12 protein-coding genes and 1 riboswitch are annotated in these 12,795 nt (G+C 54.2%); of the genes, 5 read left to right on the top strand and 7 right to left on the bottom strand.

Annotated elements, in window-relative coordinates; genetic code table 11:
* Positions 1 to 66 precede the first annotated feature (66 nt).
* Positions 67 to 663: a DsbA family protein gene (locus TMES_RS05265; RefSeq protein ID WP_245835219.1), complete on the bottom strand. Its 597-nt coding sequence runs from the start codon at positions 661 to 663 to the stop codon at positions 67 to 69.
* 235 nt (positions 664 to 898) lie between these two features.
* Positions 899 to 1,498: a DUF721 domain-containing protein gene (locus TMES_RS05260; protein WP_085580233.1), complete on the bottom strand. Its 600-nt coding sequence runs from the start codon at positions 1,496 to 1,498 to the stop codon at positions 899 to 901.
* 260 nt (positions 1,499 to 1,758) lie between these two features.
* Between TMES_RS05260 and mutY the strand changes: the two genes are divergently transcribed.
* Positions 1,759 to 2,829 (top strand): A/G-specific adenine glycosylase, encoded by a 1,071-nt coding sequence (gene mutY / locus TMES_RS05255; protein ID WP_143589546.1) that lies wholly within the window; start codon positions 1,759 to 1,761, stop codon positions 2,827 to 2,829.
* Positions 2,830 to 2,907: 78 nt separating this feature from the next.
* On the opposite strand, the gene TMES_RS05250 is transcribed toward mutY, so the two are convergent.
* Both TMES_RS05250 and TMES_RS05245 read right to left on the bottom strand, forming a co-directional pair.
* A complete protein-coding gene (locus TMES_RS05250) occupies positions 2,908 to 3,111 on the bottom strand; it encodes a hypothetical protein (protein ID WP_085580231.1) in 204 nt (67 codons plus the stop codon).
* A gap of 145 nt (positions 3,112 to 3,256) precedes the next feature.
* On the bottom strand, positions 3,257 to 4,357 hold the full coding sequence (locus TMES_RS05245; RefSeq protein WP_143589545.1) for a site-specific DNA-methyltransferase: 1,101 nt from the start codon (positions 4,355 to 4,357) through the stop codon (positions 3,257 to 3,259).
* Positions 4,358 to 4,689: 332 nt separating this feature from the next.
* On the opposite strand from TMES_RS05245, the gene TMES_RS05240 reads away from it, so the two are divergent.
* Positions 4,690 to 5,295 (top strand): flavin reductase family protein, encoded by a 606-nt coding sequence (locus TMES_RS05240; protein WP_085580227.1) that lies wholly within the window; start codon positions 4,690 to 4,692, stop codon positions 5,293 to 5,295.
* 98 nt (positions 5,296 to 5,393) lie between these two features.
* Positions 5,394 to 6,356 carry an SAM-dependent methyltransferase gene (locus TMES_RS05235; RefSeq protein ID WP_085580225.1) on the top strand — a complete coding sequence of 321 codons (963 nt, stop codon included), beginning with the start codon at positions 5,394 to 5,396 and terminating at the stop codon, positions 6,354 to 6,356.
* A gap of 99 nt (positions 6,357 to 6,455) precedes the next feature.
* On the opposite strand, the gene TMES_RS05230 is transcribed toward TMES_RS05235, so the two are convergent.
* Positions 6,456 to 6,911 carry a GFA family protein gene (locus TMES_RS05230; RefSeq protein ID WP_085580223.1) on the bottom strand — a complete coding sequence of 152 codons (456 nt, stop codon included), beginning with the start codon at positions 6,909 to 6,911 and terminating at the stop codon, positions 6,456 to 6,458.
* Positions 6,912 to 7,141: 230 nt separating this feature from the next.
* Here TMES_RS05230 and nadB point away from each other — a divergent pair, with 230 nt between their 5' ends.
* Together nadB and TMES_RS05220 are read left to right on the top strand one after the other, a co-directional pair.
* Positions 7,142 to 8,788, top strand: a complete 1,647-nt coding sequence (nadB, locus tag TMES_RS05225; RefSeq protein WP_211275874.1) for an L-aspartate oxidase — start codon at positions 7,142 to 7,144, stop codon at positions 8,786 to 8,788.
* Between the two features lie 25 nt (positions 8,789 to 8,813).
* Positions 8,814 to 9,296, top strand: coding sequence for an MOSC domain-containing protein (locus TMES_RS05220; RefSeq protein WP_245835218.1), 483 nt, complete (start codon positions 8,814 to 8,816; stop codon positions 9,294 to 9,296).
* Between the two features lie 247 nt (positions 9,297 to 9,543).
* On the opposite strand, the gene TMES_RS05215 is transcribed toward TMES_RS05220, so the two are convergent.
* Positions 9,544 to 11,412, bottom strand: coding sequence for an ABCB family ABC transporter ATP-binding protein/permease (locus TMES_RS05215; RefSeq protein ID WP_085580219.1), 1,869 nt, complete (start codon positions 11,410 to 11,412; stop codon positions 9,544 to 9,546).
* Between the two features lie 234 nt (positions 11,413 to 11,646).
* The gene (locus TMES_RS05210) at positions 11,647 to 12,327 is read right to left on the bottom strand and encodes an energy-coupling factor ABC transporter permease (RefSeq protein WP_085580217.1); all 681 of its coding nucleotides are present in this window, start codon (positions 12,325 to 12,327) and stop codon (positions 11,647 to 11,649) included.
* Positions 12,328 to 12,385: 58 nt separating this feature from the next.
* Positions 12,386 to 12,601, bottom strand: a riboswitch (cobalamin riboswitch).
* Positions 12,602 to 12,795 lie beyond the last annotated feature (194 nt).

The following is a 12,795-nucleotide window of genomic DNA, read 5'->3' as shown; positions in this document are numbered from 1 at the left end:
CCGATAGTGGCCCGTGTGTTTTACCGGCGCATCCCATAACGCGCCGGTAAACCATGTTTCAATCGTTTAGTTGGTCAGGTCATCAACCTTGTCGGCAAAGAATTTAACATCCTTTTCACCGGAATAGGTTTTGCCATCGATCAGGAAGGTCGGCGTTGCGTTGACATTGTATTTCTGTTCGGCTTCAAGGCGCGAACCGACAATACCGTTGATCAGCTCTTCGTCGGCCAGGCATTTATCAACCGCATCGCCATCCATACCGGCAAAACGGGCAACCTGCTTGATGCCTTCGATCGGGTCCTGGCTGCGCGCCCAGGTCAACTGCGATTTAAACAGCAATTCCAGCACGCCAAAATAACGGTCATCGCCCGAACATTGCGCCACGGCCGATGCCCGCACAGCAACCCCGTCTAGCGGGTAATCGCGATAAATCCATTTAACCTTGCCGGTATCGATCAGGTCTTTTTTGATCCCGGGAAATACATCATTGGCAAACCGTGCACAGTGCGGGCAGGTGAAGGATGCATATTCAACAATCGTCACCGGCGCATCTTCTGCACCCATTACATGTTCTTTGTATTCGGTGGCTTGCGCCCCCTGGGCAGTCAGTGCTGCCAGCGAAACACCAACCACAGCAACAAGGTATTTAAACGGCTTAAGCAAGGAAACCTCCGTAAAACAAACTTTTGCGATTACAAGCCGGTTGCGCGGGCCAAGTCAACACAACGACAAAAACTGCCGCTGAACCAACGAGTCGCAAACGTCACCCGCAATTGGGGCAAATCCGTGTTGATCCTTTGTCGGGGAATGATTCGACAAAAGCAGACACCGGATGCATATCACACACACATCATCGCCGGATAAATTCAACCCTAAACACGCAACATCGTGGTTCTGATCACTTTTTCCCGGCACCACTAACGTGACGACCCAACCGCAATAGCACTTCACGCAGGGCCGGGTCTTCGATTTCGTTGATCACTTTTTCGCTACCCTGTCTGATCGGGCCTTCGGGCACATTCACCGGGGCACGCACCCGGCGCTCTGGCCGCGAAATATCGCCCTGCATCATCTTGATGCGCTCCACCGCGCGATAGCCGAAATAGGTATTCACCCGATCAATGATTTGCGGCATGCGATGTTGCAGTTCCAGCGCCATTGGCCCCGACACCCGCACCACCAGGGTGCCGCCCCCGGCATTTTCTCCACGCGGCTGGCTGTAACGGATGGGGGCCGTGCAATCTTCCAGCGCCGGGCCCACAATTTCGCCCCAGTGCAATAAAATTTCGGCTTGAAAAAAGCCGCGCTTGCGCACCAAAGGTCGGGTCAGGTTGGACACAAGGGGGGCCAGGTTACGCAACCCGGCACGGCGCTCGGTATTGCCCATCGGGGTAATTTTCTGGCGTTTCTTAACCGCGTTTTTCGCCCCGACACGGTTGCCGCCCTGATCTATGCCAGTGCTGCGAAACGTATCACCGGTATCTTTTCTATTGGTCATGGCAATATGTTTATCTCTTGCTCAGGGCTGTATCTCTTGCTCAGGGCTTTGCCGCTTGCTCGCACGTCTATCTCGTCGCCTGCTCAGACTTATATCTTTTCACCGGCTCAGGGCTGTTATCTTTTCACCGGCTCAGGGCTGTTATCTTTTCGCTTGCTCAGGGCTGTTATCTTTTCGCTTGCTCAGGGCTGTTTATTCCGTAGGTTCGCAACACATTTATCGCCGCGCCGCCATCATGCATAACATATCACGGAAACGCCGTGCATTTCACTGATCAAGACATCAAAACCCTGCGTCGCACCATGCTTGACTGGTATGATCGCCATCATCGCACCCTGCCCTGGCGGTCGGAACCGGGGGATTTGCCCAATCCCTATCATGTCTGGCTGTCCGAAATCATGCTTCAGCAAACCACTGTAATCACTGTGGGGCCTTATTTTGCCGCCTTTCTGGCACGCTGGCCCACGGTTATTGATTTGGCCAATGCCGAACTCGATGATGTTTTACATGCCTGGCAGGGGCTGGGATATTACGCACGGGCGCGTAATTTGCACAAATGCGCCAAGGTGGTTGCCACCGATTATGATGGCCGCTTCCCCGATACCGAAGACGGTTTGTTAAAGCTGCCCGGTATTGGCCCCTATACCGCCGCTGCCGTATCGGCCATTGCCTTTAATCGCCCGTCCAGCCCGGTGGATGGCAATATTGAACGGGTTATTTCACGGCTATTTGCACTTGAAACCCCGCTTCCCGATGTGAAACCGGAAATAAAAGAAAAAACCGCCACCCTGACACCACCAGACCGCCCCGGCGACTATGCCCAGGCCCTGATGGACCTGGGCGCGACCATTTGCACCCCGCGCAACCCCGCCTGTGCCATTTGCCCGTGGCAGGCATTTTGCGAAGGGCGCAAAACCGGCATTGCCCCGGATCTTCCCAAAAAACGCAAAAAACCGGCCAAACCAACGCGGGTTGGCTATGCCTTTTGGGTTCAGCGTGATGACGGTAAAATTTTAATCCGCCGCCGTCCCGAAACCGGGTTGTTAGGCGGGCTTTATGAAGTACCGGGCAGCGTATGGCGCGCCATCAAGGCCCCCGACGCCATCATGCGCGACGAAGCCCCGCTGAAAGCCGACTGGCGCGAACTTGGCGGCACCGTGGGGCATACATTTACCCATTTTCACCTTGATATCACCGTTCTGGTAACGCGATTTAACGCCAACACAGCGGCTGAACCCGATGGGGTCTGGACCAGTATCGACGGGCTGGCCGATTTTGCCCTGCCTACAGTGATGAAAAAAGTCGTCCGGCACGCGTTAAAACATCTGTAATACCGGGGGCAACAGCCCAAAACAAAAAGGCCCGCAAACTGGCGCGGGCCCTGGTCTCAAGCATTGACGATCAAAAGATCAGGCGGTGATATCAACAATCTGGCCGCGCCCGGTACTTTCAAGCGGTTTTGACAGCGCTTCTTCGGCCTGTGCGGCCTGTTCAACCCGCTGTCCGGGCGGTGCTTGCAAATCATTGCCACCTGTTTCTGCAATCGGGGCAACAGCCTGCTGTATTTGCATGGGATTGGGCACAGACGCCGCACCATAACCACCAATCTGCATGACATTCTCCGATCCGCTAAATTCATCAACCCCTGATATATAGCAGAAACAGACCCAAAACAGAAAGACCGAAACGCGCAATGCTGCGTTTCGGTCTTGGCATTTCGGTCATCAGAGCCGGTATTCGGCCCCGGACAAGGCGGAATCAGGCCGATACCTGCCCCAGTTCCTTGCGCAACTGGCTGCGTAAATTATCGATCGAAACCAGCCGCCCGTCACACTTGTAATGCCAGTAAGTCCAGCCATTACAAGCCGGTGCGCCCTGCACCTGGGCACCAACCTGATGGATTGAACCCGCCGCATCTTTATGCGCAATCGACCCGTCGGCACGGACCAGGGCCGCCACATTGCCACGGTTATCATAAATTTTTTCGCCCGGCGCCAAAAGACCCCGTTCGATCACCGCCCCAAACGGAATACGCGGCAAAGACCGCTTTGACTCGGTCAGTTCCAGGCTATCGCCATCCAGCATCTGAACCTTGGCAATGCGTTCGCGGGCGGCCTTGGCATAATCTTCTTCGCGTTCCAGGCCGATAAAATGGCGGCCAAGGCGGCGCGCCGCGGCCCCGGTGGTGCCGGTGCCAAAAAACGGGTCCAGGACAACATCACCCTGGCGGGTGGTTGCCATTAACACGCGCTGCAACAGGGCTTCGGGTTTCTGGGTCGGATGAACCTTTTTGCCCTTGTCGTCTTTCAGGCGTTCCCCGCCCGAACAAATCGGCAGCAACCAGTCAGACCGCATCTGCAGGCCTTCGTTTAACTGCTTCATCGCCTCGTAGTTAAACGTAATGGCCTTTTGCTCGGCATTTTTGGAACACCACAACAATGTTTCATGCGCATTGCAAAACCGTTTGCCCCGGAAATTGGGCATCGGGTTGGTTTTGCGCCAGACAATGTCGTTGAGCACCCAATAGCCGATATCCTGCATCACCGTGCCAACACGGTAAATGTTATGATACGAACCAATCACCCAGATCGCGCCGGTATCTTTGAGGATACGCCGTGCTGCGTTCAGCCAGTCCCGACTGAACTCGTCGTAATGGCGGAAACTGTCGAATTGGTCCCAATGATCGTCAACTGCATCAACCTTGGTATTGTTGGGACGCAGCAGATCACCACCCAGCTGTAAATTATAGGGCGGATCGGCAAAGATCAGATCAACCGATTTTTCCGGCAGGCTGTTCATCAGTTCGATGCAGTCGCCTACCAAAACCTGATCAAGCGGTAAAGTTTGCTTCTTTGTCATAATGCCTTCACGGTTCCCCCTTGAAACTTGAGGAAATCATGAGCGCAAAAAGTTAACAGACTCCGAAAATTATTGCGGAGTCGCGATACTTTGAATGGAATTTCAGTTGTTTAGACAATCTTAACGGATACACGTCAAAAGACTGGGGAATTTTGCTGATCATCGCCGATTCGCTGGTTCAGATTCCGCAGCTTTAGAAAAATCAGGCCGCGACGCGAAATTTGAGGAAACCTGCAGAGTCCCATTGCATCGCAAAATATTTGGGCCAATTATTTGGTAATTTTTCTTCTCTAGTTGCCAATTGCGGCAAAAATCAGAATTAAGGACCCCAGATGTTTTACGAACCGGGTAAAACCGCGCACAATCTTCCCCATGATCCGTTCAAGGCCTGTGTTGTGCCCCGCCCCATCGGCTGGATCTCAACCCTGAGCGCGGATGGTCATGCCAATCTGGCACCCTATTCGTTTTTCAATGCTGTTTGCGGTGCCCCGCCGATGGTGATGTTTAGCGCCAGCGGTGCCTCGCGCGACAGTGCCGCCAATGCGCGTGCCACCGGCGAATTTGTTGCCGCTATCACACCCAAATCAATGTTGCGCGAAATTAACCTGTGTTCGGCCCCCTTACCCGCAAACGAGGACGAATTTGTCCATGCCGGGCTGGAAAAAATGCCCGCATCAGTCGTGAAACCGCATCTGATCAAAGGCGTGCCGATCCATATGGAATGCAAAGTTTTCCAGATTGTGGATTTGCCCAGCCCCAACCCGGAAAAACCCAACACCATGGTGATTGGCACCGTGGTTGGCGTTCACATTGATGATGCGGTTATTGTAAACGGCATGGTTGATATCACCCTGTTCGAGCCGCTTACCCGCCTTGGCTATCAGGAATATGCCACCATTTCTGAAAGCTTCACGGTGCGTCGCGAAGATTTCTGGTAAGGCAGCCCCCGATACCAGCAATTTGCGAATGGCAGGTTTGAGGCTGTTATGAATATTTGCTGCTTTTACCGGCCCTAAAAGCACGGTAAAAGCAGCCCATGACAGAGATTTTTTCCGCACCTAACGGCGTTGAAGCCGTGATCGAACCCATGAATGCCACCGGCTATCTGGCTGCTGTGGGGTTCGAGGACCAATTGCGCCAGGAACTGGGCGACGTTATCGAAACCCATGACCGGCTGATGTTTGCGCCGGGCCCTGAAAGACGGGTATTCTGGGCGCAAAACGTGTGGCGCAATCCGGTTCGCATTGCCATTCCCTCGATCAAGGGGGCGGCCAAGATTTTGCGCTTTAACCAGCGCAACTGGGCGATGTTCAAGTTTGACCATTTTTCACGCGCCAAGCTGATCGAGGCCAACCTGCCCCATGTATCGGCCAAACGGCAGGTTTTTGGCGACAACGCCCCGACCGCGCCGCTGGGGTCGTGGACGCTGATTGACCCTGACACCATCATTGCCGCCACGGGCTGTTCCAGCCCGTGGAAAAACGGCGAAATCGAATTTGACGAAGATAAAACCACCCCGCCCAACCGCGCCTATCTGAAATTGTGGGAAGCCTTCACCCGTTTGGGCATTATGCCGCAAGCTGGCGACATGACGATGGATCTGGGCGGTAGCCCCGGTGGCTGGACCTGGGTTTTGCACGAAACCGGGGCCTCGGTTATTTCGGTGGATAAAGCCAAACTGGACCCGCGCATTGGCACCTTGCCCCGGGTTGATTTTCGTCAGGAAAGTGCCTTTGGGCTGGAACCGGAAAAAATCGGCCATATCGACTGGTTGTGTTCCGATGTGATTTGTTACCCGGACCGCCTGTTTCGCCTGGTCAACCAGTGGATGGATGCGGGCATGGCCACCAATTTTATCTGCACCATCAAAATGCAGGGCGATACCGACCACGCCGCCGTGACCCAGTTTGCCGATATTCCGGGATCAAAGGTTGTGCATTTGTATAACAACAAACACGAACTGACCTGGATGAAGGTGCCCGGCATTACCGATCAGTAAGGCCAACTGCTCAAGGCAGAAAAGCCTTTGACGTCTCCAGACATAACAACGGCGGATCGCGTTAATGATCCGCCGTTTTTTATTGCCTTGCTGGTACGTTCAAGGGGCCGTGTCAGGTTCATCATCGTGGTCAAAAACCGGGATCGACGGATCTAGCGGGTAATAATCGCCCTTAAACGCGCAAAAGATTTGCGATTTGGTTTTAATACCTGTGGGGCCATCCAGCGTTCCCGGCGTCAGGGCAATGTTTTTGGACCGCACAACCCGCCAAAACACGGCCGATCCGCATTCCTTGCAAAATCCGCGATCAGTTTTTTCCGACAATCGATACCAGCGCAAACCTTCATCGGCGGTTAATTGCAATTCGTCCTTGTTGACCGAGGCATAGGCACTAACATGGCCATGCAGTTTGGCGCATAAATGACAATGGCACAGAACGGCATCCTCAATTTCGCCATGCACCTGATAGCGCACAGCACCGCAATGGCAGCCGCCGTGATGTTGGACCGGGCCGAAATGACCCGGTGCGTGGTCGTGCTGATCGTGATCAACCATGGTTGCTATCCTTTATCGGGCGCGAAACCCCATCGAGTGATGTCAGGTATCGTTACCATAGGCCATATTCAGGGCAAAAAGCAGGCACAGGCAAAGCGATACAGGATCATTCCACAATGCTGCCCATCGTCAAGCATGTTGCAATAATGTTTGAGATTGCGCGCACACAGTCCTATTCTGCCGCGTTGGCGGGGGCAAAATGCGAACAACCCTTCACATGATGGGAAATTATGACCGATCTTTCTTATCACTATGATGTACTTGTCATTGGCAGTGGTGCGGCCGGGCTCAGCACCGCGCTTAAAGTGGCCCCGCATGTCAAAGTTGCCATTCTGTCCAAAGGCAAAATTGACGAAGGTTCAACCAATTATGCACAAGGCGGCATTGCCGCCGTGCTTGATGCGGCCGACAGCATTGAAAACCATGTCGAAGATACGCTAAACGCCGGGGCGGGCCTGTGCAAACGCGAAACCGTGGAATTTGTTGCCCGTAATGCCCCAGCCGCCATTAAATGGCTGGACGAGCTGGGCATTAATTTAACCCGCGACCCTGAAGGCGGCAATGACCAGCCGTTTCATTTAACCCGCGAAGGCGGGCATAGCCACCGCCGCATCGTTCACGCTGCCGATGCCACAGGCCGGGCGGTGCAAACCACCTTGCAAAAACAGGCCATCGACCACCCCAATATTGATATTTTTGAAAATTATCTGGCGATTGACCTGGTGACTGACCGCAAGCTGGGCGGCGAAGGCCGCCGTTGTGTCGGTGCCTATGCGCTGGATTTAAAATCGGGCCGGGTCAAAAGCTTTAATGCCCGCACGGTGGTTTTGGCAACTGGCGGGGCCAGCAAGGTTTACCGGTTTACATCCAACCCCGATGGCTCGACCGGCGATGGCATTGCCATGGCGTGGCGCGCCGGATGCCGGGTGATGAACATGGAATTTAGCCAGTTTCACCCCACCTGTTTGTATCACCCCCAGGCAAAATCATTTCTGATTTCCGAGGCCCTGCGCGGTGAAGGCGGCAAATTGCTGCTGCCCGATGGTACGCGTTTTATGGACCGGTTTGACGAACGCGGCGAACTGGCCCCGCGCGATATTGTTGCCCGCGCGATTGACCACGAAATGAAACGTCTGGGCAGCGATTGTGTGTATCTCGATATCACACACAAAGGGGCGGATTTTATTCGCGAACATTTCCCGACAATTTACGAAACCTGCCTTGGTTTTGGCATTGATATGACGCGCGAACCGATTCCGGTGGTGCCTGCTGCACACTATACTTGCGGCGGCATCTTGACCGATCTTCGCGGCAGAACCGATTTGACCGGCCTTTATGCCATTGGCGAATGTGCCGGTACCGGCCTGCACGGGGCCAACCGGCTGGCATCCAATTCATTGCTGGAATGTCTGGTCTTTGGCGAAGCCGCATCGTGCGACATTATCGAAGCCCTGCCGGTTGATGACCGCTTTACCGATTTGCCGCCGTGGGATGAAACCGGCGTCACCGATTCCGACGAAGAAGTGATTGTCGCCCATAACTGGGAACAACTGCGCAACGTGATGTGGGATTTTGTCGGCATTGTACGCACGACCAAACGCCTGCAACGCGCCCAGCATCGCATTGATTTGCTGCTATCTGAAATTGACGAATATTACGGCAATTTCCGCGTTAGCAACGATTTGCTGGAACTGCGTAACCTTTCCGTCGTGGCAAAGCTGATTATCCAGTCCGCCCTGTGGCGCCGCGAAAGCCGGGGCCTGCATTACACCACCGATTACCCCGAACGCGATGATAGCGGCGCGCCGCGCCAAACCATTCAGGTACCCGAAAACTTTGCCGGGCGCTGGGTGGTTTCGGGCCAGTGGAAAACCTGATCATATTAACGGATACATCCGCACCATGACCATCGCCGACACCAAAAACGCGATCACCGGCCAGCTTTGCGGCATTGCCCGCAAGGCGGCCCCGCGTGTCCCTATGGAAACGCTGGATATGGCATCAGTTTCAATTGAACTGGGGCTGGAAGGCGATTATCGCGGCAAGCTGAAAAAACGCAAAATAACCGTTCTGGCACAAGAAGACTGGCACGCCGCCTGCGCCGACATCAACCGGGCCGATCTGGACTGGACGGTGCGGCGCGCCAACTTGCTGGTGTCGGGTTTTGCCCTGCCGCGCGAAACCGGCACCCGTTTTGCCATTGGCGATTTGATATTGGAGGTTTCGGGCGAAACCGACCCCTGCCACCGCATGGAAGAAGCCGCAACCGGGCTTGAAAATGCCCTGCGCCCCAACTGGCGCGGCGGGGTTACCTGCCGGGTGATTGAAGGGGCCGAAATTGCCGTTGGTGCTCCGGTGCAGTTGCGGTTGGGTGCGCAACACTAAACGACAAAACCACAGGCTTCAGGCCAGTTTCCCATAAATCCACCTGTTGGTGGCTGCTATGGCCCGCGTGGCTTGGGATGCAAGTGACAAGGGCTTCTTTGAGCCCCCGCCGGGCAAGAACCCTGACGACCGGTTTGGATCAACGAAATTTGATCTTACCCGCCACATCAATCGCGCAGAGACAAAAAGGGCGGGGCTGCCTATGTGCACCCCCGCCCCTTTTCACACCCTAAATTCGCAACCTTGCCTATTTGGGCTTTGGTGCCGCATCGTTGGCACCGGCATGGGCCAGAATTTCCTCGGCCTGGCGGATTTCCTGTTGCTGGGCCCACATTTCGCCATACAGGCCGTTTTGCTCCAGCAAATCATGATGGCGGCCACGCTCGGCCACCTTGCCATCGCGCAGTACGATAATTTCGTCGGCATCAATCACGGTCGACAAACGGTGCGCAATAATCAGCGTGGTATGCCCGCGCGATACATCGCGCAAGGCTTGCTGAATATCCTTTTCCGTCCGGGTATCCAGCGCCGACGTGGCTTCATCAAAAATCATGATTTTCGGGCGTTTTAACAACATCCGCGCAATGGAAACACGCTGTTTTTCCCCGCCCGAAAGTTTTAATCCGCGTTCACCAACCATGGTTTTAAATCCGTCGGGCAAGCCTTTAATGAAATCGCGAATGCTGGCAAGAGTGGCAACATTGTCGATCTCGTCCTGCGCCGCACCGGGGCGACCATAGGCGATGTTATAGGCAATGGTATCGTTAAACAGAACGGTATCTTGCGGCACAATGCCGATAGAACGGCGCAACGATCCTTGCGTCACATCGCGCACATCCTGCCCGTCAATGGTGATGCGCCCGCTTGAGGCATCGTAAAAACGGAACATCAAACGCGTTAATGTCGATTTACCCGCCCCGCTGGGGCCCACCACCGCAACGGTTTTACCTGCCGGTACTTCAAAGCTGACACCTTTTAGAATCTGCCGGTCTTCATTATAGGCGAAATGCACATCTTCAAACCGCACCGTGGCTTCGTGGCACACCAGTTCACGGGCTTTTGGGTTGTCTTCGACTTCCTTGCCGACATCGAGCAGCGAGAACATGCGTTCCATATCGGTCAGCGACTGTTTGATCTGGCGATAGACAAAACCCAGAAAGTTCAGCGGCATGTAAAGCTGTAGCAAATAGGTATTTACCAGCACAAAATCGCCCACGGTCATATTGCCGTTTTTCACACCATTTGCAGCTAGTAACATGTTCAAAACCAGGCCAACCGCAATGATTGCACCCTGACCGATATTCAGCTTCGATAGCGATTCCTGCGATTTAACCGCTGCCACCTCGTATCCGTGCAAGGCATTGTCATAGCGCGATGATTCATGGGCTTCGTTATTGAAATATTTGACCGTTTCATAATTGATCAGGCTGTCAATCGCCTTGGTATTGGCTTCGTCGTCGCGCAGGTTCATTTCGCGGCGATACTTCATCCGCCATTCGGTTACGATCAGGGTAAAGGCAATATAAATCACGATGGTGACAAGCGTGATCAGCGCAAACCAGCCATCGTAAAGAACCCACAAAATGACCGACACCATCACGATCTCAAGAAGGGTCGGCAAGATGTTGAACAGCATGAAGGACAGCAAAAATTCAATGCCCTTCACCCCGCGTTCAATCGCGCGCGATAACCCGCCCATCTGGCGGTCCAGATGAAACCGCAGTGAGAGTGCATGCAAATGCTCAAACACGCCAAGGGCGGCATTGCGAATGGCACGCTGGGCGACCTTGGCAAAAATCGCATCGCGAATTTCGCCAAATGCCGATGATAACACCCGGATCAAGCCATAACCGATGATCAGGCTGACCGGCACCGTGACCAGGGCGGCAATATCGCCATTGGCCGCCGCCTTGCCGCCACCCAATGCATCGACCGCATATTTGTATAAAACTGGCACATACACATTGGCGACCTTGGCCGCGACCAGGAACAAAAGCGCGACCACAACGCGAATTTTCAGTTCCTTTTCGCCCTTGGGCCATAGATAGGGCAAAAAGGTTTTAATCACGCCAAGGTCGGCGCGGGCCGACGATTCTTTTGCACCGGTTTTTTTCACATCTTAATCCTTGTTGAACCCGTCCCCGATGTGGGCAATGCCGCAAAACGCCAGCACAACGAATAAAATTCCCCGAACCCACCCTCAACAAATGGCCCGTATTACCCGTTTTGGCAAGCACGCGGCACGCAACACATTGTCCAGGATAACGAAACAACCCTGTTCATGCCCCCGAAAACAAAAAAAGGCGTTCCCCACCTTGCGGGAAACGCCCAATGCCGACAAAGAACGTGATCAGGTCGCCGAACGATACAAACGCCGGTCAAACACACCGCTATCGCGATAACGATAAAGCGTTTTGGCAACTGCTAAAACACCCAGATCAATCAGCGGCTCAACCAGAACAACCGTCATATAGGCGGCCCCAAAACTGGCAACGTGGCCGACATTTTCCATGCCAAATCCCTGCCCGTAAAAAGCCCAGAACGCCACCCAGCACACAATTCCGCCCTGATAGGACGTCGAAAGGGCCAGTGCGTGCCAATAGGACACATCCTTATAGGCCCGTTTGCGCGGAATAACTTTTTGCGCCAAAACCCCCATCGCAAACAATGGCACCAGAAGGGTGGTCAGGTTAATGCCATATTGCGGCAGGTCGAACGGGGCAAAAAACATGCCCTGCACCAACAGGCCCAACGCCAGACCAATGGCCGCCGGAGCCGCCCCGAAAATCAGAAACAGGGTTGATCCCAAAATCAGGTGAACTTCCGACACCCCGACCGGGTGATGGGGCAATATTTCGAAAAAGAAGAAAACCAGCCCTGTGGTGATCAGGCTGCGCACCAGAAGCGATCCCACACCATCGCGGCGGGCGGTATCGACGGCCATTTTTGCCGCCACACCAACAGCACCGGTTGCCGTGGCATAGCTAAGCATTATTTTGGCGCCATCAACGACGCCAGGTTCGATATGCATATAACAGTATCCTTTCTTGCACCCACCGTGCATGGACAGGCCAGTATTACGGGCCCTGTCAGTGACAAAAATTCGGGCAGGTCTCCTGACTTGTGCCGATTGTTGCCATTCCGTCTTCCCGGGATCATCCCAGTGACATCAAGGAGGCAACCGGCACTTACAGTTGCGGGGGCAGTTATGGATTTGGCCAAATGCAACGCAAAATGCCGCACCATATTCCCTATTATTCCCCACCGAACAAACCGGCAGAGAAACCCGAAGGCTCACGGTAACAGACGTGGCCTTGCGCCGGAATGCTTTTTGCCCGTCAAACGCGAAAAACCGGCAGAGTTTAGATCCGTAATAAACCGCAGTCTTAAACCGCACCAAGGTGATTGCAGTTGGCTGCGGGCCGGACTATGTTGCTAATTTGTTGACGATTTTACAATTTAAGGCCACACCGCCGACGACAAGCGGGGCCAATAGACG

This window comes from Thalassospira mesophila, assembly GCF_002115755.1.
GTDB lineage: Bacteria > Pseudomonadota > Alphaproteobacteria > Rhodospirillales > Thalassospiraceae > Thalassospira > Thalassospira mesophila.
Note: the sequence above shows the minus strand (reverse complement) of the source record. Positions and strands in the feature narration are given on the sequence as shown.

Excerpts from the sequence above, each read along its gene's own strand:
- TMES_RS05260 (WP_085580233.1), bottom strand. The coding sequence starts at position 1,498 with ATGACCAATAGAAAAGATACCGGTGATACGTTTCGCAGCACTGGCATA.
- TMES_RS05250 (WP_085580231.1), bottom strand. The coding sequence starts at position 3,111 with ATGCAGATTGGTGGTTATGGTGCGGCGTCTGTGCCCAATCCCATGCAA.
- TMES_RS05245 (WP_143589545.1), bottom strand. The coding sequence starts at position 4,357 with ATGACAAAGAAGCAAACTTTACCGCTTGATCAGGTTTTGGTAGGCGAC.
- TMES_RS05240 (WP_085580227.1), top strand. The coding sequence starts at position 4,690 with ATGTTTTACGAACCGGGTAAAACCGCGCACAATCTTCCCCATGATCCG.
- TMES_RS05235 (WP_085580225.1), top strand. The coding sequence starts at position 5,394 with ATGACAGAGATTTTTTCCGCACCTAACGGCGTTGAAGCCGTGATCGAA.
- TMES_RS05230 (WP_085580223.1), bottom strand. The coding sequence starts at position 6,911 with ATGGTTGATCACGATCAGCACGACCACGCACCGGGTCATTTCGGCCCG.
- nadB (WP_211275874.1), top strand. The coding sequence starts at position 7,142 with ATGACCGATCTTTCTTATCACTATGATGTACTTGTCATTGGCAGTGGT.
- TMES_RS05220 (WP_245835218.1), top strand. The coding sequence starts at position 8,814 with ATGACCATCGCCGACACCAAAAACGCGATCACCGGCCAGCTTTGCGGC.
- TMES_RS05210 (WP_085580217.1), bottom strand. The coding sequence starts at position 12,327 with ATGCATATCGAACCTGGCGTCGTTGATGGCGCCAAAATAATGCTTAGC.